Source organism: Parahoeflea alexandrii (genome assembly GCF_027214025.1).
Lineage (GTDB): Bacteria > Pseudomonadota > Alphaproteobacteria > Rhizobiales > Rhizobiaceae > Hoeflea > Hoeflea alexandrii_A.
Genome location: NZ_JAPWHB010000001.1, coordinates 634,390 through 656,769 on the forward strand (window position 1 = coordinate 634,390; position 22,380 = coordinate 656,769).

Consider the following 22,380-nt stretch of genomic DNA (forward strand, 5'->3'; position numbering starts at 1 on the left):
TGCGCGCCCGGCCAGTGGACCGGTCGGGGCGTTAACCCCGCGTTAGCCTTCCGTCAGGCTTTTCTGCACCGGGCCACCCCTGTTTACCCGATTTTTGACACTCCGGCGTCATGCTCCGCGCGAGAACCAAGAACTCCCGAGAGCGTTGATACCATGGCAAATGCACAGGACATTCCCGCGCCGCTGGCCTCGGCCACAAAGCGCGCCCATCCGACTGCAGAGCGGCTATCCGCGCGGGTGACATCGAGCCTGGAACCCGTCGCCGACCTGTGGCAGGCACTGGAAGCCGATCCGGCGATGACGTTTCACCAGAGCCGTGCCTGGGTCGAGGCATGGGCTCAGGGGACCGGCGCCGAGCTCGCTGTCGTGACATTGGAGCAGGATGGCACTCCGTTTGCCATCCTGCCGCTCGAAATCGACAAGATGGGCGGCCTGAAAATCGCCCGTTTCGCGGGAACCGCCTATTCGAACGAAAACACCGGCCTGATCGACAACGCAAAACAAAACCGCATCGGAGCGGTTTCCGCTGCCCAGCTGGCCGCCGCGTTGAGCCGGGCCGGCCTGGCAGCCGACATCGTGCTATTTGACAAGATGACGCAGGAGGCCGCCGCCCGCGTTCCGTTTTCGGCGTTACCGCGGGTTTTCCACCAGAATCCGAGCTTCCAGCTTCCGCTGTTCGAGGACTTCACCGCGGTGTTGGCGCAGATCAATGGCAAGCGCCGCCGCAAGAAGTTCCGCGTCTCGGAGCGGCGGCTTGAAGCCATGGGCGGATACCGGCACATCACCGGCAATACCGATGCCGAGGCAATGCGGCTGCTCGACACATTCCTTGAGCAAAAACCGGTCCGGCTGACGGCCCAAGGGCTTCCAGACGTGTTTGCGGATCCCGGCATCCGCGCCTTCCTGCGCCGGCTTGCGACCACCCGGGACGCGGGAGGCAGGCCAGCGCTCGAACTTCACGGCATCGAGCTTGCCGGCGGCGAGCATGCGGGCCGGATCATCTCGGTTGCCGGGCTGACCATCAAGCACCGCCACGTCACCTGCCAGTTCGGCTCGATCGACGAAGAGGTCGCCACCGACGTGAGCGCCGGGGAACTGCTGTTCTACCGGATGATCGAGGGCGCTTCGGCGGCCGGTCACAAGGTTTTCGATTTCGGTGTCGGCGACCAGCTCTACAAGCGCTCCTGGTGTCCGCAGCGCACGGAACTGGTGGATTGCTACGTGCCACTCAACCTCAAGGGACGGCTGGCCGCCCCGTTGATCGCCGGCCTGATCCGGCTGAAGCGGACCGTCAAGACCTCACCGACGCTGCACAGGCTTGCCGCGCGGGTGCGCGGCCTGACGGTACACAAGCCGACAGCCGCGACTGAAGCCGACTGAGCGCAAGGATCCGCGCGTGATCAGCGCCGTCTGGGTTCAGGCCGCCGTGCTGCGGTTGCCAAGCGGGCTGACCGGCTGGCCAGGCGTCATCAGCAACACATCCGCAAAGCCCTGGGCGTTGAACTCCGCCAGCAATTCGGCGACTTCGGCTTCGTCGGAGCGCAGGATGGAAAGCACGATCTCGCCGCGTTCGGCGCGGGCGATGCGCGCCACCGAGGCCGCATCCGCAGCACCGCATTCGACAATGACCAGATCATAGGCCTCTGTCAGCGCATCGATGATCATCGGCAGACGGTCGATGGCGCGCATGGCGCGCCGGGCGTTGGAATTGCCGCGCGGAATGATGTGGGCTGCCGACAACCGATCGGGATGGATGGAGTCGGCAATACTGATTTCGCCGCACATCAGATCCGTCAGGCCCGGAAGCCGCAGGGATTCCGCCATCAGTTCGGTCGGGCACGCCGATCCGGTCAGATCGATCAGCAATGTCTTCAGGCCGTCGCCGGCGACCGTCCGGGCAAGCATGACGGCGGCCGCGGATCCTTCATCGCCTTCGGGCGAGACGCAGACAGCCACCGGGATCACGTCGGTGACCAGCTGCTCGGCAACCGCCTCGACACTGAAATCATCGGCGTCATTGGAGATATGCGGCAATGGTCGCGTGGCTTGCGCCGACGGCTGCACTGATGCGGCGCTTGAAGCCGCCGAGGCCGCCGTCTCGGCGGACGCCTGGTCGGCGGAAGCATCCCGCACCAGCCCGGATGAGGGCCGCAGGGCCCGGCCGGAAAAGAGTTCGCCCAGCATCACGCCGATCGATGACAGCAGAAATGCCGCGAGCGCCGAAACCACGATGATCGGTCCGGTTTTCGGGAAATAGGCTTCCGATGCCGGCACGGCGCGGGAAATCACCCGTGCATCGGCCGGCAAGGCCTTGGGTTCGGTACGCGAGGCTGCCTCGCGATAGCGGCCGAGATAGGTTTCCAGCAATTCGCGCTGGGCCGCCGCTTCGCGTTCGAGCGAGCGCAATTCGACCGCCTCCTCGCCTTCGCGGGCCGAGCCGGCTTTCAGCTGGTTGAGCTGGGCCGTCAGTTCCTGCTCGCGAATGCGCGCCACCCTGGCATTGCTTTCGAGGCTCGAGAGCACCTTGCGGATTTCCTTGAGGATCTGCTGTTCTACATCGGCCAGTTGCGCGCGCAGCCCCTTCATGCGCGGATGCGCTTCCAGCAGCGTGGTCGATAGATCCGCAAGCTGCGCCCGGACGTTGCCTTCGCTTTCGCGCAACCGCTGGATGACCGGTGAATCGAGCACATCGGACACTGCGTCGACGGCCTGACCGTTCTCAAGCGCATTGCGCACGGATTGCGCACGGGCTTCGGAGTCTGCCCGTTCCGCCCTGACACGGCTCAGTTCGGTCGAGATGTCAGACAGTTGCTTGGCGGCGATGGTGTCCTGCTGGTTGACCAGCAACAGGCCTGTGCGGGCGCGGTATTCGGCGACCTTGCTTTCGGATTCGCGAACCTTTTCACGCAACTTGGCAATTTCAGGCTCGAGCCAGGCGCTGGCGTCGGTGTTGCTTTCAAGCTTGGCGCCGGACTGGGATGCCAGGTAGGCGTCGACCAGGGCATTGGGCACCTGGGCGGCAAGCGCCTCGTCTTCCGAGGAGAACTCGATGCCGATCACGCGCGATTCGGGCACCGCATAAACATCGAGCTTCTTGTAGAATTCCTTGAGGATGCGCTCTTCGGCGGGCACATCGAGCGGGTTCTTCTTGAGGCCGAGCATGACCAGGAGATCGCTGATCGCCGAGGGATTGGCGGCGGGATCGAATTCCTCACGTGAGGAAAGATCGAGCGTGCGCGCCACCTGCTTGATCAGATCCGTCGACCGGAGAATTTCGACCTGGCTTGCGACCGCGCGGTCATCGAACGTGGTGTCTGCCGCCGGCTGGTTCTGATCGCTTGAATAGACCGGTTCCCGGGTTTCGATCAGAAGCCGGGTTTCCGACTTGTAGAGCGGGTTGAGCATGCCGGTGACGATGAAGGCCAGACCAGCCGCTGCGGCGGTGAGACCCGCCACAAGCGCTCTCTTCTCCCAGACCGCCTTTACCAGGCGCCCAAGGTCAATATCCACATCGGGTTGTGTCATTGGCGAGACAGACATGCGCAGCTACTCCGTACTTGTACTGACCGGCAAGCGTAAAGGAACATGGTAACGCAAGGGTTAAAGGCAAAGTCAGGGTTCCTTTACCTTTGACGCCCCTTCCCGCCAGACGTGTATTCGGGGGCGTTCCGAGCGGCTTGACGTAAAAAACACCGGAGTTTTACCAGCCGTTAACCCTAATGGATCGATAACGGGTTTCGAATTTTGCACGTTTCGCGTGGAGCACGGAAAAGAATGAAACCCGCCAAGTCCAAAGCGACACATCTTCTGGCGGCCGTCATGACCGCGGTCATGCTGGCAGGATGTTCCGGCTATCAGCCGGCGCCGCGGGCATTCCATGAAGCCGTGATGCAGCCCTACCGGCTTGACGCCGGCGACCGCCTGCGCGTCACCGTGTTCGAGCAGACCGGACTGACCGGCACCTACACCATCGACCAGTCCGGATACATCGCCTTCCCGCTGATCGGGGCGGTGCCGGCGCGCGGCCGCACCTTGCAGGAACTCGAAGGCAGCATTGCCGCAAACCTCAGGCAGGGCTATCTTCGCGATCCGGACGTGTCGATCGAGATCGACCGCTACCGCTCCTTCTTCATCATGGGAGAGGTTGGCCAGTCAGGCCAGTATTCCTACGTCGCCGGTATGACCGTGCAGAACGCAATCGCCATTGCCGGCGGCTACTCGTCGCGGGCAAACCAGCGCAATGTCGACATTACCCGCAACATCAACGGCAAGATCATGACCGGACGGGTCCGGATTACCGATCCGATCCTTGCGGGCGACACCATCTACGTGCGTGAGCGGCTGTTCTAACCTCATGGCAGCACACGAACCCTTGCGGATCCTTCATTGCTTCCGGTCGCCGGTGGGTGGAATTTTCCGCCACGTCCGGGATCTCGCGGAAGAGCATGCGAAGGCCGGACACCAGGTCGGAATCCTGTGCGATTCCACCACCGGCGGCGCCTATGAGGACAAGCTTTTCGAAACGATCATGCCACACCTGGCGCTTGGGCTGACACGGTTGCCCATTCGCCGGTCGCTGGGGCTATCCGACATCACCTCGGCGTTGAAAACCTTCGGTGAAGTCAAGAATTTGCAGCCTGATGTGTTGCACGGACACGGCGCCAAGGGCGGCGCCTTCGTGCGGCTGATCGGCTCACGGTTACGGGTATCAAGGTCTCGCGTTGCCCGTTTTTATTCCCCGCATGGCGGGAGCCTGCACTATGACGAGAAGACCCTGCGCGGTCAGGCCTATTTCGCCATAGAGCGCCTGCTCGAGCGCTGGACCGACAGCCTTGTGTTTGTCTCCGACTACGAGCGGCGTACCTACGAGAAGAAGATAGGGGTGCCGCGCACTGCCTGGCGGCTGATCCACAACGGGTTGCGCGATAACGAGTTCGAACCGGTGGCGAACGCCCCGGATGCGGTGGATTTTCTCTATATCGGCATGATGCGCGACCTCAAGGGCCCCGATGTCTTCATCGAGGCGCTTCGGCGTGCCGAACAGCTGACCGGGCAGCCCCTGCGCGGCGTCATGGTGGGCGATGGCGAGGACAAGCCGCGCTACCAGGCGCGGCTCGATCTGCTTGGCATGGGCGACCGGGTGAAGATGCACGACGCCATGCCGGCGCGTGAAGCCTTCGCGCTGGGCCGGACGGTCGTCATCCCCTCGCGGGCTGAATCCATGCCCTATATCGTTCTCGAAGCGGTTGCCGCGGGCAAGCCGGTGGTCTCCACCGAAGTCGGCGGCATCCCCGAAATTCTGGGCAAGGGGTTCGCCGGATTTGTCCCGCCGGGGGACATCGAGGCGCTGGCCGGCGCCATGGCCCACGCCATCGCCGATCCGCAATGGCTGCCGGACGCCATGCCGGAGATGACGGGCTTTCGCGCGAATTTCTCGGCCCAGACCATGGCCGATCGCATGGCAACGCTGTACCAGGATTGCCTGGACGGACGACTGCGGGACAGTCGGCAGCACGGAGCGTCAAGCCTTTCTTAGGGAGCGCGTGCTATCCCGGTGGAGTAAAACTCCGGGGAGAGTTCGACCGTGAACAAGTTCGACCGCGATGACGCGTTCAATTCCGAAGGCATCCGCAAGGCCATGGCCGAGATCAAGGTCAAGCCGAGCCTGAAAGGCGCGGACGGCCAACCGGTCGTGGAAATGAGCCGCCTGGCGCGCCAGACCGCCAACCGGCTGTCGCAGGAAAACTACTCCCCGACGATGATCATCGGCTCGCTGCGGCTGGCGGAATTCGCGCTGCTGGCGCTGACCGGCTTCATTGTCCATGCGCTTTATGTCGGCCTTTCCCTGGAAACGACCCTGTATCTGTACGCTCCGGCGATCCTGATCGGTTCGACACTGACCGTGCTGCTGATCCAGATTGCCGACGGCTACCAGGTCCCTGCCCTCAGAAGCGCGCTCAGGACATTGCCCAGGGTGCTCAGCGCCTGGTCCATCGCCTTTGCAATCATCGCGCTTTTGGCATTCTTCATGCAATACGGGCTGGTGTTCTCGCGGTTCTGGTTCGCCGCCTGGTACATCTCCGGAGCCATTGCCCTGGTCGTGCTGCGCAACGTCGTTTCCTTCGGCATCCGGCGCTGGGCCAGGAACGGGATCATGGAGCGGCGTGCAGTGATCGTCGGCGGCGGCGACATCGCCAAGGCGCTGATCCGCTCGATCGAGCAGGACGCCGACAACGATATCCGCATCTGCGGCTTCTTCGATGACCGCGACGAGAAGCGTTCGCCGCCGATCATCGCCGGCTATCCGAAACTCGGGAACATCGACGCGCTGGTGGAATTCGCCCGCATGGCGCGGATCGACATGCTGATCATCGCGATGCCGCTGCACGCGGAATCGCGGGTGCTGGAGCTTTTGAAGAAACTCTGGATCCTGCCGCTCGACATCCGGCTTGCGGCGCACGCCAACAAGCTCAGGTTCCGGCCGCGCGCCTATTCCTATGTCGGCGCGGTTCCGATGCTCGACATCTTCGACCGGCCGATCACCGACTGGGACTCGGTCGCCAAGCGGGCCTTCGACATCTTCTTTTCGCTGCTGGCGATCGCGCTTCTCTGGCCGGTCATGGTCGGAACGGCAATCGCCATCAAGCTCGATTCCAAGGGCCCGGTGCTGTTCAAGCAGAAGCGCCACGGCTTCAACAACGAAGTCATCGAGGTGCTCAAGTTCCGTTCGATGTACACCGAACAATGCGACCCGACGGCCCGCGCCGCAGTCACCAAGGGCGACCCGCGCGTCACCAAGGTCGGGCGCTTCATTCGCAAGTCCTCGATCGACGAATTGCCGCAATTCTTCAACGTGCTGCGTGGCGAACTCTCACTCGTGGGACCACGGCCGCACGCCGTTGTCGCAGCAGCGCATGACCGGCTGTTTGCCGAAGTCGTCGACGGTTACTTCGCCCGCCACCGGGTCAAGCCGGGCGTCACCGGCTGGGCGCAGATCAACGGCTGGCGCGGCGAGATCGACAATGACGAGAAGATCAAGCAGCGCACGGCCTGCGATCTCTACTACATCGAGAACTGGTCGCTGCTGTTCGACCTCAAGATCCTGTTCCTGACGCCGCTCAAGCTGCTCAACACGGAAAACGCCTATTGACCAGCGCCGCCCTGCCAGCCCCTGTCCTGTTTCAGCCGCAGCGCGCGGCGATCTCGATGCTGGCGTCGTTGCTGGTGGCTTTCGGCGTGTTCCTGTCCGGCTTCGTCATCAACGAGCCCGCGCCGTATGAACTCTTCCTGGTCGTGCTGATCGGCATCTGGGCGGTCTTCGGGTTGCGGCTGTCCAGGCACATCGCGCCGCTGATCGTGCTCTATGTGATCTTCAACATCGGCGGCATGTTCTCGATCCTGACGATGGACAACGTCAAGGACACGCCGATGTATATCGCCGTGTCGCTGTTTCTCGCCTTCACCTCGATGTTCTTCGCCGCCATCATCGAAGCCGACCAGCGGCGGCTGGCGCTGATCTTCCGGGCCTATGTGGCGGCTGCGATCATCACCGCGCTCCTGGGGATCCTTGGCTATCTCGGCGCAATTCCGGGCGGCGAGGTGTTCACCCGCTATGGCCGGGCGATGGGCGCGTTTCAGGATCCCAACGTGTTCGGACCCTACCTGGTGCTGCCGGCGCTTTACCTGATGTACGGGCTGCTGACCGGCACGCTGAAGGCGGCACCCTTGCGCGTCATCGGACTGATGATCCTGGCGCTCGGGGTGTTTTTCTCGTTCTCGCGCGCGGCCTGGGGCCTGCTGCCGATCACCATGGTGCTGCTGGTGACAACCATGCTGATCAAGGAACGCACCGGCGCCTTCCGGCTGAAGATCCTGGTGATGACGCTGATCGGAACTTTGCTGCTCGTCGCGGCGATCATCGTGGCGCTGCAGTTCGACCAGATCGCCGACCTTTTCTCAGACCGCGCCAAGCTGGTGCAGTCCTATGACGGCGCGCGGCTTGGCCGCTTCGAGCGGCACGCCATCGGCTTCCTGATGGCGATGGAGCATCCGCTCGGCATCGGGCCGCTGGAATTCGGCCTGATGTGGGGCGAGGACACGCACAATATCTGGCTCAAGGCGCTGATGGATTACGGCTGGCTGGGCTTTGTCAGCTACGTGACGCTGATCGTCTGGACCCTGGTGCTTGGCTTTCGCTTCCTGCTGCGCGACCGGCCCTGGCAGCCCTACCTGATGCTCGCCTACATCGTGCTGGTCGGGCACACGATCATCGGCAACGTCATCGACACCGACCACTGGCGGCATTTCTACCTGCTGATGGGAATCGTCTGGGGATGCATCGCGCTGGAAATGCGCTGGCAATCACGGCTGCGGGCCGAGACCCGCATACAGGCAAGCCCCCTGCCCGCCTGAGGTTGCGGCACGGCAACTGCCGGCACCGCCAACAGGCGGCGCTGGACAAGGTCATCAGACATTTTTGAAAATGGTCGGAGCGGCGGGATTCGAACCCACGACCCCTTGTCCCCCAGACAAGAATAGTGCGTTAGCTGGCTATTTATGGGATTGCACAGATCACAAATTACTATGTTTTTACAATGCTATCTAACCCTTGCCCACTTGATAAGTTCGCGCCGTCACCCTAAGTACTGGCTACAATGTGGCTACAAGGGATGATCTCATGGCGCGAATGCGGATTACTCAATCGGCCGTAACTGACATCATGGCCGGTGCGATTCCTAACAAGACATCCTATTTTTATGACGAGGATGTAACTGGCTTTGGCTTCTATAGAACGCCAGGGAACACCGGAACTTTTTTCGCGGAATACCGGCCGGTTGCAGGAGGATCTAAGAAACGGATCAAGCTTGGACGGGTGGGCACGCTAAAGGCGAGCGAGGCGCGCGAAGCAGCGCGGAAGGCGATCGCCAACGCAGCGCTTGGTAAAGACCTTGCTACGGATCGCGCCACCGAACGCGCAAGCCTTACGGTGAAGGAACTCGTTGAGCGATACATTCTGGAATACGTCGCGACGAAAAAGAAAAAGGCGTCCGCCGATTTTTATCGGGTGATGCTGTCAAAACATATTGCCCCGCACATCGGATCAAGCAAAGCCACAACGCTAAGCCGTACAGACGTACAGCGCGCACATACAGCCATGTCTAAGACAGCCAAGGTATCAGCCAACCGAGCAATAAGTTTGCTTGCTGCGGCCTACGTGTGGGGCGCTAAGAACGAGCTTATCCCCACCGGAACTAATCCTGCTCACGGTGTGGACCTGAACAAAGAGTCTGCCCGCGAGCGGTTCCTCACCGAAGCGGAAATGGTGCGGCTTGGCGAAGCGATGCGGGAAGCGGAGACGGTAGGGTTTGAGGCCAACACTACCGGAGCAAAACATTCGCCAAAGGGTCAGCGAACCGTCATGCACCCTTCCGTCACCGGTGCAATCAGGTTGATCATGTTGACCGGTTGCCGATTACGGGAGATCCTCCATTTGCGTTGGTCAGAAGTTGATCTGGATCGCGGGGTTGCGTTCCTGCCCGATAGCAAAACCGGCAGGAAGGCCGTCATTTTGTCCGCCGCTGCAATCGCGGTGATGCGAGACATGCCCCGTGTGGGCGAATATGTGGTTGCAAGCGATAGCTCAGGAACGCCGGAGGAAAAGCCCCGCGCCGATCTCAAGCGGCCATGGGCAGCGATCTGCAAACGGGCCGGACTTGAGGGCCTACGCATTCACGACCTGCGCCACTCGTTTGCCAGCGTCGGCGCATGGTCTGGTCTTGGATTGCCAGTCATCGGCAAGCTACTTGGACACGCAGACTCGAAAACGACCCAGCGCTACGCACATATTGCCGACGAACCGGCGCGGCGTGCCGCTGACCTGATCGCTGACCAAATCGCTACAGCCATTGGGGGGAAATGATGGCTAAGTTGCCAGACGCATTCAGTCTGCAGGCGATCCCCATTCAAACTGCGATTTCTGAAGGTCGGACCGAGGATGCCAAGACATTGATCGTCGCCATCCTTTCCGAAGGTCGCGCCGATAAAGCCGTGCAACGAATTGCGGCTTCCATGATCAAGGGGCCGAAAGCCAAGCGTGGGCGGAAGACCTCGTTACCCCGTCATTGGCTTGATATTGGACCGGACTTCCATTCTATGCGCGAAAACGGCAAGCGATATGAAGATGCATTGCGAGAACTTGCGAAGCGTTATGGATACTCGGAAACCCACATTCGAAAAGCAGTAGCCGTGTACGATCAAGCGATCGAGGATGCTGCCGAGGCTTCCCGCAGTTAAACAGCATTTGTTTGCCTAAGATGATTTGTAAGTCCGGTTTATCTATCTGGTTGCAACGTGATGAAACGAGGTAATCGAATGGCAAACTTTAGGACACGACAGGCAGCGGAATACCTTCAGGTATCGAAATCCCTGCTAGACAAGCTGCGATGCTATGGCGGTGGTCCGGTTTATGCAAAGCTGGGCTCTACCGTTATTTACTGTAGCGAAGATCTTGACGCTTGGCTGGCAACCAAAAAGCGTCAACCCGCAAACGATAATCAGGCGCGCTAGCGCCCTCCCCGCCTAACCACCACCTAACTCAACCACCCGCCGGCAAGTTGTCGGCGGCGCGCATTTTTGCGCGACAACCCAGGAGACAAAATGAGAGTTCTTTATTGCCACCCGGTCGAGGGCCGCGGTGATCGCAAGGCCGTGGCCTTTCTAGATGTCGAGCTTACTCCGGATGTGCGCCTGTATGGCCTGCGTTTAGTGCGACAGCCCGATGGCCGCCATATGGTCTATGCTCCCCAAGCTGGCCAGCGGCGCGTGGCGACCTTTTCAAAACCCTTGGCGCAATCCATCACAGACGCAGCCGTGGCGGCTCTTGAGGCGGCGCGATGAACGCGGCCGCAATCACGGCAACGCCCTATGAATGGAAAGATCCCAAGACACTGCCGTTGCGCGGCGAGCCATGGAGAATCGAAGATGAATTCGAGGATTACCCCGACAAAGCCCTGGCGATCGTTAAGCGCGCCGTCGAGAAATGGGCTAGGGAGAATCCCGAACCGCTTGCGCCGGCAAACGATAACAACTGTCTCTCACTCCTTAACCCCGCTGATCTTGAAGGCCAACCCGTCCCGCCGCGTGAGTGGTTCGTTCAAGAGCTGATCCCCGCGCGCCAGGTGACAATTTTGAACGGCGACGGTGGAGTCGGCAAATCGCTCTTGGCGCTACAGATTGCGGCAGCGAGCGCGTCGGCGTCCGACGTATGCGGATTGTCCCCAGCACCCGGCCGCGCGCTCTACGTGGGCGCGGAAGATGATGCCGACGAGTTTCATCGACGCCTTGCTGACATCGCGACGGCGCAAGGCCGCGCGCTTTCCGACCTTGAAAATTTGCGGGTCGTGTCGCTGGCGGATTCAGATGCGCTGCTAGCAATTCCAAACAAGGCGGGCAATCTTGAGCCGACATCGCTGTTTCAATCGCTGGTGGCCAGCGTTGGTGCTTTCGAACCGCGCTTTGTGGTCCTTGACACCGCGGCCGATATGTTCGGCGGCGACGAGATCAAGCGCGGCCAAGTTCGGCAATTTATTGGCATGCTTCGCGCTTTAGCGTTACAGGCCGATTGTGCGATTCTGTTATTGGCGCATCCATCAGTCAAAGGCATGGAGTCCGGCAGCGGCACCAGCGGTTCGACGGCCTGGTCGAATTCGGTTCGTTCGCGGCTCTATCTCACCAGCGACAAGGACGATGCCAGTCGCCGCATCTTGAAAACGGTGAAGGCTAACTACGGCACTACCGGCGACGAAATCAAAATCCAATGGCAGAGCGGAGCGTTCGTCCTTGATGACGGCAAGCCGTCCATTGGGAGCGCACTGGTGCAAGCGCGGCACGAGCGAATCTTTGTCGAGGTGCTGCAAAAACTGACCGAACAGGGCCGCAATCTTTCGCCGTCTCCTTCCGCCGCATATGCACCAAAACTGATTGCGGCGGACCCCGATGCCAAGGGGATATCGAAGAAGGATCTGGAGTCGGCGATGGCGCGGTTGCTGCATGCGGGCCGCATCCAAATCGAGACGATAGGGCCGAAATCAAGGGCAACAAAACGGCTGATTGTCACGCCTTCAGACGGAGATTCAGACTGACTTCAGACGCCTTCATACCCATTAAGACTGGGGGTTCAGACACACCCCCTAATACCCCCGTGTGCGTCTGAAGCACGCACACCGGTCTGAAACCGGTGAGCACTTCAAACCCACAATGAAGAAACCAGAGGAGAATGAAAGAATGAAAAATGTTTGCAATTGCCTCCCCGTTCACCGCTCGCCGGGAACGATACGAATCCGATGGCCCGAAGTTGAACCGCGTGCTTGAGCAGGTTCGCGTGGTCGGCGTCTCCACCGATGATGACGGCTCGCCGGCTTACGTTGTCGAAGTTCTGCAGGGCGACAGGATTAGCTTAGCGATCGAGCCCTATTTGATCCGAGCATAACAAGGAGATGCCAATGACTGACACCGATCGACCGTTCCGCGGCCGGCGCGTTTCGTGGGCCGAATTTGAACGAGTGACGGGCCGCAAGAAGCCCGATTACGCCAGGCTCAAAGCCGAGGCGGCGAATGATAACGATGCGCCTTTGCATGAAGATGTAACCGCCGAAAAAGCCACATAGCCGCTCACTGGTAACAAATACCAGTCAGACAAAGCTTCAGCCGCCGGCGCTGTCCGGTACGACGACATCAGGAACCTGCAATAATGAAACCTGCCAACGACAAGAAGCCACGCCTTGCGGCCGAATTTACCGACCTGGCCGCCCGGCGCGCGTGGCTGGACGGCTTGCCAGACACCCGATACCGCGGCCAAAGAACCAACCGCATTGAGCAAGCCCTTGTCGCGGAGGCAAGCCCGCTTGTTGCCACGTTGCGGCAGGTGCGCGAACTTATGCGGCCCGCGGAGATTTGCGCGGTTGATCTAGGCGATGGTGACGATGAGGATAGCGGCGATCGCAATACCGGCTTCGGCGCGGAGATGAAACATAACCAATCGAGCTTCACGCCATCGATTCCGAAGTTGCTAAGGGCTTACGCGGATGGCATCAGAATCGGCACCTCCTTCTACCGCGACAAGGGCGGAGAGACGGTGACGATCGGCGGCACGTTGCCGGGCGCATCTGGGCGAATGAAGTTTCGCGGCCTGCAATTCTACCGCGGCGCGCTTGTTGCCTATGGCGACGACAAGGGCCGAAAGCGCAAGCCAAAGTACGTCGGCACGAAGTCTGGCGTGATGTATGGAAAAGATAGCGAAACCGCCCGGCACATAGATGAGACACAGGCGAACAACGCAAGCTACTTAAAACTGACCGGCGCGCCAGCCAACGATAACGCCCCGCGTGCAAGGGAAGCACCTACGCCCACCAAAAGCGCCGCAGCGGCCCGTGTGGCGCTTGCTGGCGTGGCGAATGACAATGTGCAGGTTACTCACTGCCCAGATGGTATGGCATATGGCTACGGGCGTCTTGCCGGCATTAGCGACTCCGCCGGACATGGGGCCACAACCGCGCCGCGTCACGCCGCACTTGACGAACTAGATCGCGCGGAGACGTTCGCAAGCATGGAACTTGATAGCGCCGATGTTGAGTTGATTGAAGCGGTCCTGTCGGGCGAAAGCTTCCGCACGATCGGGTTGCGGTTTGGGTACGCAGAATCGTCGGCTCATCGGTCAGGTCGGCAGGTGGTTGAGCGCGCGTTGGAAAAAATCTCGAAAAAGATTGCAGCGTAGTACCAATTCGAACCATTTCCAGACCCCTGAAATAGAGGGGCAATTTCGATTGCCCCAGGCGGCCGGGAATTTGCAGGTTCCCCGTGCCGCCAAGTATCCCCGGGGTCGCTACCGGGTTGATCAACGGTCGGCCGTCGATCTCCAAGTGAACGGCCGGCCGTTTTGTTTCTCCAGCGCATTTAGCAGCCTTTGGGCTGCTTTTTTTGTGCCTCAACTCAACTTTTGCAATTGAAAAAGGAATCCCAATGGATGACTCCAAAATTCTATAATGATCCGGTCTTTTATGTGCCGGAAGCCGCGCAAGTCGCCGGCGCAACGGAACCGGCATTCCGATCGATGCTGGCCCGCGGCGGCGCAAAATTCATCGGCCTTCAACGCGGCGGGCGAACGTTGTTTTCATGCCATGAGCTTTTCATTGCCCGCCTGGCCGTCGCTCTTTCGCGATACGGCCTGACCGGCCAGGCGATATGGCAAACGGCTTACGACTTCGCGGGCGGAGATAGCGGCGATGCGCCCGAACCGGATGCGCATGCACGCATTCACCACAACGACGAAGGCGAGCTGGTTTTCGAGTGGTCTTACACCGGCGAACCGTTGGGGCCGATTGCAAAGCCAAGCCTGACAATACCGACCGCAGCAATCTGGCGGGACGTGGTCGAGCAGGCGGCCGAAATCTACGCGATGGGCGGCTGATGTCGAAGAAAATGGAACTGAAATTCAGCGCCGCGACTGGCGAGCTTTCCGGCTACGCCAGCACCTTCGGTGGCGAGCCTGACTCCTATGGCGACGTTATCGCGCCAGGCGCATTTGCAGCGTCCATCAAGGCGCACAAGGCCGCCGGAACCATGCCGCTAATGCTCTGGGGGCACGATGCGTCGAAAGTGCCGATCGGCGTCTGGAACGAGATCAGGGAAGACGCAACCGGCCTGTATGTCGCCGGCCGTTTGAACCTTGAAATCGCCGCGGCCCGCGAGGTCCATAGTTCCCTAATCGCGGCCAAGGGCGGCTCATTGTCGATCGGCTTTCGAACACCACCCGGCGGGCGCGTACCGCTTGGCAAGGGCGTCTATTCGCTGAAAGCAATTGACCTTTTCGAGGTTTCGATTGTGAACATGCCGGCGAACCGACGCGCGCGCATCACCAACGTCAAATCATCAAACAATAGCCTGGCCGACAAGATCGATCGGGCAATCACTCACATTAGGAATATGAAATGAACGCAATCAACACTGCCATTGAATTCAAAAACGACGCCGATCCTATCGAAACCAAAGAGGCGGTCGACGCCGACCTTGAGCAAAAATTCGGTGAGTATCATGAGGCAACCGCGGCCGCGCTGAAGGCAGCCGAGGATCGCGCCGATGAACTGGAAGCCCGCATGAATCGGCTTTCATTCGGCGGCGGCATGGACTCCAAAGCGGCCGGCGAATTGAAGGCAAAGAAGGAACACGAGGCATTCGGCCGCTTCATCAAGACCGGGGACGAAACCGAACTGAAATCGATGTCGGCGGGCAATGATACCGAAGGCGGTTATCTTGTTGGAACCAACCTGGCTACGACCATTAACAGCCGCATATTCGATCAGTCTCCGATCCGCCGACTCGCCCGCGTGATCCCGCTTACCTCCGGCTCCGAGTGGTCGGAGCCGACCGATTTCGATGATCTTGGCGCTGAATGGGTTGCCGAAAAGGCGGCACGCACCGAGACGGACAACGCCGAACTTGGCATGGTTACAATCCCGCTGAACGAAATCTTTTCGCATCAGACGGTCACGCAGAAGCTGCTCGACCTGTCTTTTGCCGATGTCGGCGGATGGATCGAAAACAAAATTGCCGACAAGTTCGCTCGCACAGAAGGCGTGTCGTACGTCACCGGCAACGGCGTGGGTAAGCCGCGTGGCTTTCTGGACTACGCCACCAGCGCCGACCCGGACGCAACGCGGGCCGCATGGACGCTGCAGTTCGTGAACAGCGGTTCGGCCACCACAGTCTCGGATGCGGACGGCCAAGCCAATGGCATCGTCGATCTGTTTTGGTCGCTGAATGCAGCGTATCGCCGCAACGCAACCTGGGTGATGTCGTCTGCGACAGCTAACGCGGTCGACAAGCTCAAGGACTCGAACAAGCAATACATTTGGCGAAACGGAATGACTGCCGGCGCGCAACCCGAGCTTCTGGGCCGACCTGTTGAAATCGATGAAAACATGCCAGCCCCGGGCGCGGGTACTTTGCCGATCGCATTCGGTGATTTTGCGAAGGCGTACACCGTCGTCGATTGGAGCGGGATTAAGAGCATTCGCGATATGTATAGCGACAAGCCGAATGTCATTTTCTACGCTTACAGGCGCACCGGCGGCGGGCTTTCGAACCCTTACGCGATCAAGTTGCTGAAGTGCGCATCGTCCTAACGACTACAGACGGGCCGCCTAGCCGCGGCCCGTTCCCTACCCGGGTAGGCAATGTCTGGGCCGCTCTGGCCGCTAGCCGGCGGTGTAACTTTCTTATATCGCTAATACAGTTTTTCCCCTCGCATGCGCGCGTGCGCGAGCGCGCGAGGGGTCATGATCCCAATTGCGGGAATGCGTGAAAAGGCCACCCGCCGGTTAGCTGAATGGGATGCCCCGAACATTGTCGGGGGGGCAAAGATGTCCAGGCGGCCCGCTTTCGCGCACCGGCGCGGACCCACAACGGGCGCGTTGCCGATTGAAAATATGGAGGGGGCAGCGTCCGAAGCATTGATCATCTTGCTTGTTTCAGTGACTTCGTTCACTTGCCAAGGCGTGTGGAGATTGGGGAATTCTCGCTTTTTTGTAATCGGACAGATCCAAATGCTGTACTGGTATTCCTGATGGGTTCATCCGGAGATTGAAAATGCGCTTTCTACCCCCAGACGAAGATATTGAGCTCTACACCACGGCGTTTGATGACGATATGTTAGGGAGAGCCAAGATCAGCAGGGCATTGTCCGATGTTCTTGAGCGCTTTGAGGATCCGCTTGTTGTCGCTCTCGATGGCCGCTGGGGCACTGGTAAGTCGTATTTTCTCAAGAGGTGGGTGGGCGCACATCGCCTGCAAAACGACGGGAATGCGCTGACAATTTATTTTGATGCATTTGCTCATGATTACTTATCCGATCCTTTAATTGCACTTGTTGGTGCATTGTCGCAAAGGATTCCTCGGACCGAGAAACATAAACTTGATCGCGTAAAAGAGGTTGCATTCAAGTTTGTTAAACCAGCAGCCCGAATAGCACTCGCTATTGCCAGTTACGGTGCAACGGAAGCACTTAACGGAATTGGAGATGCGGCCGCCGAAGCAATTAAAGGCGAAGCGGGTAAAGCGATGGATGATTTCTGGGCGAGAGAGGAAGGGCGGCAAGCGGCGATGGAAGAGTTTCGCAGTGCAATCCAGACACTCAGTTCTCCGAGCCATGACGGGCTCGCTGCGCCCTTAATCATAGTGGTAGATGAACTTGATAGATGCCGTCCAGATTATGCATTAGAGGTTCTGGAGGTAATAAAGCACTTTTTCTCAGTCGCCAACGTTCATTTCGTGCTCGGCGTAAACCTCAAGGCGCTCGAGAATAGCGTAAAATCTAGGTACGGTTCCGAGATTGACGCCACATCGTATCTGCAAAAATTCTTGAGCTTCACAGTTAATCTACCAGCGCATATCGGCGATCATAATCGAACGCCTTCCATATTGAAGTACTTGGACCAAGTCGGCGAGAGCATGTCTATTCCGGCCGTACTGCGCACTGAGTTGAAAAACCAAATTTCTGTAATATCTAGATCAAATAATATTTCAATAAGAGATATAGGAAAAATACTTTCTTCAACCGCGCTACTTCCAAAGGAGGTATCGAGTGATGGAGTATTCATCGGATATAGAATGGTAGCTGTTACACTTTTGATTACGAAGGTAGTTGACGTTAATATATTTGAAAAGCTTCTCAGAGCATCGATCAGCAATGATGAACTTTCTTCGTATTTAAGTGCCACAGACCAGTACATAAACAGAAGAAAGGAAAACGGCGATATCAATCCTGATTTTCATCATCCTTCGTTACTCTTATTCGGGATTTGGTCATATCTCTGCAATGACGGATTGCTGGATCCCGACAGGGAGTGGCCAAAAATTGAGTCGGCTTTCGATAATTTCGGACGGCCCGAACACCCAAAGAGGATACCCCTAAGCGTTTATGAAGACTGGATTCAGGTGTTCCGCTTATCCAATTAGAGTGACGGCTCATTGAAAAGCGGCAAGCCTTGACATCTGGGCGCTCATGCAACCCGACGAACATATCGTGCCTTAATCGCCGGCGCACCACCTTGCCTGTGCCGCCTGAATCATTGAATAAGGTCTGCGGGGCGTAATAGGAATTTTTTCCATGCCCGCGGACCAGCCCATTGACCTATCGACTTTTGGCGGCGCGCTACAGCACGGCTTCCGCATCACTGCCCATTGCGGCCCGTGCGGAACTCACCGTGAACTTGACCTTACCCGCTACCCGCCTAGCCAAGTCTTCGTAGGAAAGCGATTCCGTTGCGCAAGGTGCGGCGCGGTCGGTTCGATTTCTGTAAGCCAAATTTCGACCGGTGGCGGCGGTAATTCGCCGGCGCTGGATAGCTGGCGGGCGAAAGCGAAAAAATAGTTTTGCAGGTTGCTTTCAGGAATATTGTTTAAAATCAATCATTGCTTATCTTTGACAAATTTGTAAATGTTTTTAAGCACTTAAATTGATTTTTTGCTGTTGACTCGTTGCGTTTTTGCTTGAATGATACCTGCACAAACAGCATTCGGCGCGTTAGCTCGCGCCGACAAGTCGCGCCATTTCACCACCAGGCGCGCACCACCACCGGAGACTGCCACCCGCCTCGTCGTCCAATTGCGGCGGGGCGGGATTCATTCCGGGTGCAAGCGGATCGCCATGCGTAAACCCGTGGAACACCTGCCGCGGCTGGGGTGAATTGCATGCATGTTCTTCCGCAATCAATCATCGGCAATTTTGCCGAGACCGACGACCGCAACGCCAGTTAGCTGATGTAAGGCTGTCTTATCTGTTAATCTAACCCCACTTGGCTGGATCGAAAATCACGTTTCTGCCTTGCGGGTCTCTTTTGACGCGCCAATCTGCGCCCAGCTTCTCAAGTTCCGCGTTGACCCACTCCGAAGGCGGGGATTCTAAGCCCACTTGCATGCGTCGCGTAGATTCGGGATGCATGCTGAGATACTGACCTTCTAGGTGACCTAGTATGATGTACCGGCCATCTCCATTCACTTCCCCTGCGGATGAGGTCAATTGTTCCGTCAAGCTAGAAATCTTATCATCGCGCGCCGCTAAACGGCTCTCTAGGTTGGCGACTTTCTCGGCTACAATGTACTTGGCAAGACTGAAGCCGCTAGCGAAGAAAATTACCGCGAGGCCGACGAACACCCACGGCGCTCGCTCAATCACCGTCCAATTTTCTTTTGCGAAATCTACCAGTTCCATGCTCGATACATATCAGATTGTTCATGGCGCGCTAGCACGTATGACGCATGCTGCATGGGCCACAGTATCCTAGTTACCTCGCGGAGGGCGATGCCGAAAAGATGAATGGATATTCTGATTCCGCGCAGGAGTGACGTAGGATGCCTGGCTACAGTGTGGCTATAAGAAAAATAGCCACTTCGCTGGAAGTGGCTATCCTATTGAATTTAATGGTCGGAGCGGCGGGATTCGAACCCACGACCCCTTGTCCCCCAGACAAGTGCGCTACCGGGCTGCGCTACGCTCCGACTGGGGACAGGGCTTAGATCATCAGTGTTTGGCGGGCAAGAGCAAAATGTGCTGCCCGAGGGAAAAACCGGGAAAAGCTCCCCCGCCTCAATCGTCGAAGCCGAGGAACCGGGTGACGTTCTCCACCGGGCGCCGGCGCGAGATAACGGAATTGGCGACGAATTCCTCGTCGGGCCAGCCGAGCGCCACGCAGGTCAAGATCACCTGGTCTTCTGGAATGCCCGCCACTTCGCGCACCACCGGGCTCTGCATGATGCCCTGGCCGTTGATCACCGCGCCGAGCCCCCTGCTCCAGGCGGCGAGCACCAGACCGTAGGTCATCGCGCCGGTGTCGAAATGGGCGATGGTGTTGCCCAGGAGACTGCGGTCGAAGCAGACGACGACCGAGACCGGCGCATCGAACTGGCGGAAGCCGCGCATGACCCAATCCTGCCGGCGCTCTGCGTCATGGCGCTCGATGCCCATGGCTTCAAACAGCTGCACGGCGATCTCGATCTGGCGTTTGCGGTGCTCGCCCTCATAGGCGGCATAGTCCTCGATCTCGCGGCTCGGCGTCACACCGCCCAGCATGCGCTCTGTATTGCCCCTGCGCACCCGTTCGAGCGGTTCGCCGGTCAGGACGTGCAGATGCCAGGGCTGGGTGTTCATCGACGAAGGCGCGCGGTTGGCGAGCGCAATCACCTCTTCCAGCAAAGCCCGCGAAACCGGTCTGTCGAGAAAACCACGGATGGAACGCCGTTCCTGCATCGCCTGATCAAGGTTCATGAAATTGCCTTCTTGCTGGAAAGGGATCGGACCGGACGGTCGCGCGAGGGTGCATCGGTAGCCGATACCGGGCTTGCATTCAAATGGCCGGGGGCCGGCACATGATCGAAGGCGCCCCTGTCGATGGTTCGCCCAGGCCACCGCGCCTCTTCCAGGCCCTCCCGCCGATGTCGTATTGTGTCGCGGGATCATCAAATATGACCGGCTTGCACGATCAATCAGCGGGACCTTAACCCATGTTAATTGACTCGCTTACGGTTGTGTTCGAGTCTCGAACGCTCTTGATCACAGGCGGAATCTGCGTTGCGAAGGTACACAATATCGACATGGCTGACAGTGGCGCTGTTCGGGATAATCGCTCCGTTCAGCCTGTTCCTGTGGTTTCTCGCAGCGCAGTTGCAGTCGAGCGAAGCCCTATCCGTCGAAAGGCAGACACTCAGGTCCGCGCAGAGCATTGCGCGTGCGGTCGAACCAGTCATCGACGGCATGACGACCACGGTGAACCTGCTGGCATCGACGGAGGAACTGGCAAATGGCGATCTGAAAACCTTTCACCGCAGGAGCCAGTTTGCGCTGCGCGAAACGGGCCAGTTCGTCATTCTTGTCGACGAGGCCGGAAACCAGCTCCTGAATACACGCGTGGAGTATGGCGCGCCGCTCGGAACGATTTCCAACAGCGACGGTTTCAACAGCGCCCTGGAATCCCGTCGTCCGGTCGTCTCCAGCTTCTTCATGGGAAAGACCAGCGGGAAGTGGGTGTTCAACGTTCTCAAGCCGCTTGATGTTTCCGCGACCTCCGATGCACGCGTACTGGTGACGACCATGAACGCCGACGATCTTGCCAGTGCGGTTGCGGAACTGCCGCTTCCCGAGGGGTGGACAGCTGCCATCATCGATGGCAACGGCAACACGCTCGTGCCCGAAAGCCCCTCATCCATAAAGATGACCGCGCCCGACTTCCTGCCCAACAGGATCGATGCCGAAGATTTATCCAGCTTGCCTTTCATCACGCATTTCGATGACCCCGAAGAGCAGATTCTGGCCTATGCGCCAATCAGAGGAACACCGTGGAACGCGGTGATCTCGGGCCCCTTCGCCTCCGCGCAGGCCTCGATCCTGAAGACATGGAAGATCCTGATCACGGGAACACTTGTGCTGCTCGGCGTGTGCATCATTGTCATCTACGCGGGGTCAAGACTTATCCAGAATGAGGTACGGGGAATTGCCCGCATGGCGGAGGGCGTCGGCGAGGGCCGCATTGTCGCTCCAATCCAGACCCGCATCCGCGAACTCGACCAGATTGCACGGGCGCTGTCGAACGCATCCTACGACCGGAGCCAGAAGGAAGAGCAACTGACAATGGTGATGCGGGAGCTCGCTCACCGGACCAAGAACCTGATTTCCATCGTGTTGGCGATGGTGCGCCAGAGCTCCAAGAAAGCAAAAACGCCTCAGGAGCTGGTTGCTACGACAGCCGACAGGATCACGGGGCTCGGCCGGTCAATCGACTTGCTGACAGCGAGTGAATGGAAGGCCATTACGCTGCGGGATCTGATCGAGAACCATTTGCATACCTTCGGTGCGATCGGCACGACCATCGTGCTGGACGGGCCCGAATTCTATCTGGGATCGGATGCGGTTCAGAATCTCGGAATGGCGGTTCATGAGCTTGCCACCAACGCGTCCAAATACGGTGCTCTGAGTGTCGACACCGGCAAGGTTGAAATCAGCTGGAGGACGGAGCAATCCGAGACCGGGGAACGGCTGGAGTTGCGCTGGCAGGAAACCGGAGGACCGCCGGTGACGCCGCCCGAGCAGACCAGTTTCGGCACACAGATCCTCGATCGTCATCTCAGTGCGGCGCTGAACGGCAAGACCGACATCAACTATCATGCGTCAGGGCTGGTCTGGACCCTCAACGCGCCAGTGACGACCTTGAACCGGGCAGTTCTCGCCTAATCGTAAAATACCCGCCGGCGGCATGTTTTCGTTTCCCTGCCCACGGCACCGCTGAAACGCACTGGAGGAATGGCGTTCCCCTTTCGGTCATGAGCCGTGGGCAT

The 22,380-nt window shown here is 59.0% G+C and carries 20 protein-coding genes and 1 tRNA gene; 17 read left to right on the plus strand and 4 right to left on the minus strand.

Features of this window, described 5'->3' with window-relative positions; translation table 11 throughout:
• Positions 1–153 precede the first annotated feature (153 nt).
• The gene (locus O4H62_RS03145) at positions 154–1,380 is read left to right on the plus strand and encodes a GNAT family N-acetyltransferase (RefSeq protein ID WP_269385663.1); all 1,227 of its coding nucleotides are present in this window, start codon (positions 154–156) and stop codon (positions 1,378–1,380) included.
• A gap of 36 nt (positions 1,381–1,416) precedes the next feature.
• Here O4H62_RS03145 and O4H62_RS03150 read toward each other — a convergent pair whose 3' ends face one another.
• Positions 1,417–3,540 (minus strand): GumC family protein, encoded by a 2,124-nt coding sequence (locus O4H62_RS03150; protein ID WP_430538362.1) that lies wholly within the window; start codon positions 3,538–3,540, stop codon positions 1,417–1,419.
• A gap of 279 nt (positions 3,541–3,819) precedes the next feature.
• On the opposite strand from O4H62_RS03150, the gene O4H62_RS03155 reads away from it, so the two are divergent.
• The 15 genes from O4H62_RS03155 (at position 3,820) to O4H62_RS03225 (ending at position 18,009) form a co-directional block, all read left to right on the plus strand.
• Positions 3,820–4,350 (plus strand): polysaccharide biosynthesis/export family protein, encoded by a 531-nt coding sequence (locus tag O4H62_RS03155; RefSeq protein WP_430538385.1) that lies wholly within the window; start codon positions 3,820–3,822, stop codon positions 4,348–4,350.
• A 4-nt stretch (positions 4,351–4,354) separates the two neighbouring features.
• On the plus strand, positions 4,355–5,536 hold the full coding sequence (locus O4H62_RS03160; protein WP_269385665.1) for a glycosyltransferase family 4 protein: 1,182 nt from the start codon (positions 4,355–4,357) through the stop codon (positions 5,534–5,536).
• 48 nt (positions 5,537–5,584) lie between these two features.
• Entirely contained in the window at positions 5,585–7,150 is a 1,566-nt protein-coding gene (locus O4H62_RS03165) for an undecaprenyl-phosphate glucose phosphotransferase (RefSeq protein WP_269385666.1), read from the plus strand.
• The gene (locus O4H62_RS03170; RefSeq protein WP_430538363.1) at positions 7,147–8,412 is read left to right on the plus strand and encodes an O-antigen ligase family protein; all 1,266 of its coding nucleotides are present in this window, start codon (positions 7,147–7,149) and stop codon (positions 8,410–8,412) included. The genes O4H62_RS03165 and O4H62_RS03170 overlap by 4 nt, the downstream gene beginning before the upstream one ends.
• Before the next feature lie 265 nt (positions 8,413–8,677).
• A complete protein-coding gene (locus tag O4H62_RS03175; RefSeq protein WP_269385667.1) occupies positions 8,678–9,919 on the plus strand; it encodes a tyrosine-type recombinase/integrase in 1,242 nt (413 codons plus the stop codon).
• Positions 9,919–10,293, plus strand: a complete 375-nt coding sequence (locus tag O4H62_RS03180; protein ID WP_269385668.1) for a hypothetical protein — start codon at positions 9,919–9,921, stop codon at positions 10,291–10,293. Before O4H62_RS03175 ends, O4H62_RS03180 begins: the two co-directional genes overlap by 1 nt.
• A 363-nt stretch (positions 10,294–10,656) precedes the next feature.
• Positions 10,657–10,896, plus strand: a complete 240-nt coding sequence (locus O4H62_RS03185; RefSeq protein ID WP_269385669.1) for a hypothetical protein — start codon at positions 10,657–10,659, stop codon at positions 10,894–10,896.
• Positions 10,893–12,140: an AAA family ATPase gene (locus tag O4H62_RS03190; protein WP_269385670.1), complete on the plus strand. Its 1,248-nt coding sequence runs from the start codon at positions 10,893–10,895 to the stop codon at positions 12,138–12,140. Before O4H62_RS03185 ends, O4H62_RS03190 begins: the two co-directional genes overlap by 4 nt.
• 149 nt (positions 12,141–12,289) lie before the next feature.
• Complete coding sequence (locus tag O4H62_RS03195) at positions 12,290–12,487, plus strand: hypothetical protein (protein ID WP_269385671.1); 198 nt, start codon at positions 12,290–12,292, stop codon at positions 12,485–12,487.
• 13 nt (positions 12,488–12,500) lie between these two features.
• Positions 12,501–12,665, plus strand: a complete 165-nt coding sequence (locus O4H62_RS03200; protein WP_269385672.1) for a hypothetical protein — start codon at positions 12,501–12,503, stop codon at positions 12,663–12,665.
• Positions 12,666–12,748: 83 nt separating this feature from the next.
• Entirely contained in the window at positions 12,749–13,771 is a 1,023-nt protein-coding gene (locus O4H62_RS03205; protein ID WP_269385673.1) for a hypothetical protein, read from the plus strand.
• 189 nt (positions 13,772–13,960) lie between these two features.
• Positions 13,961–14,464, plus strand: coding sequence for a hypothetical protein (locus tag O4H62_RS03210; protein ID WP_269385674.1), 504 nt, complete (start codon positions 13,961–13,963; stop codon positions 14,462–14,464).
• On the plus strand, positions 14,464–14,988 hold the full coding sequence (locus O4H62_RS03215; RefSeq protein ID WP_269385675.1) for an HK97 family phage prohead protease: 525 nt from the start codon (positions 14,464–14,466) through the stop codon (positions 14,986–14,988). The genes O4H62_RS03210 and O4H62_RS03215 overlap by 1 nt, the downstream gene beginning before the upstream one ends.
• Positions 14,985–16,178 carry a phage major capsid protein gene (locus O4H62_RS03220; RefSeq protein ID WP_269385676.1) on the plus strand — a complete coding sequence of 398 codons (1,194 nt, stop codon included), beginning with the start codon at positions 14,985–14,987 and terminating at the stop codon, positions 16,176–16,178. The genes O4H62_RS03215 and O4H62_RS03220 overlap by 4 nt, the downstream gene beginning before the upstream one ends.
• 463 nt (positions 16,179–16,641) lie before the next feature.
• Positions 16,642–18,009: a KAP family P-loop NTPase fold protein gene (locus O4H62_RS03225; RefSeq protein WP_269385677.1), complete on the plus strand. Its 1,368-nt coding sequence runs from the start codon at positions 16,642–16,644 to the stop codon at positions 18,007–18,009.
• A gap of 829 nt (positions 18,010–18,838) precedes the next feature.
• Here the strand turns inward: O4H62_RS03225 and O4H62_RS03230 are convergent.
• The 3 genes from O4H62_RS03230 to O4H62_RS03240 all read right to left on the minus strand — a co-directional run bounded on the left by O4H62_RS03230 (position 18,839) and on the right by O4H62_RS03240 (position 20,317).
• Entirely contained in the window at positions 18,839–19,264 is a 426-nt protein-coding gene (locus tag O4H62_RS03230; RefSeq protein WP_269385678.1) for a hypothetical protein, read from the minus strand.
• 210 nt (positions 19,265–19,474) lie between these two features.
• Positions 19,475–19,551: transfer RNA gene (locus O4H62_RS03235), tRNA-Pro, on the minus strand.
• 88 nt (positions 19,552–19,639) lie between these two features.
• Positions 19,640–20,317, minus strand: coding sequence for a nitroreductase (locus O4H62_RS03240; RefSeq protein ID WP_269385679.1), 678 nt, complete (start codon positions 20,315–20,317; stop codon positions 19,640–19,642).
• A gap of 303 nt (positions 20,318–20,620) precedes the next feature.
• Between O4H62_RS03240 and O4H62_RS03245 the strand changes: the two genes are divergently transcribed.
• Positions 20,621–22,276 carry a sensor histidine kinase gene (locus O4H62_RS03245; protein ID WP_269385680.1) on the plus strand — a complete coding sequence of 552 codons (1,656 nt, stop codon included), beginning with the start codon at positions 20,621–20,623 and terminating at the stop codon, positions 22,274–22,276.
• Positions 22,277–22,380 lie beyond the last annotated feature (104 nt).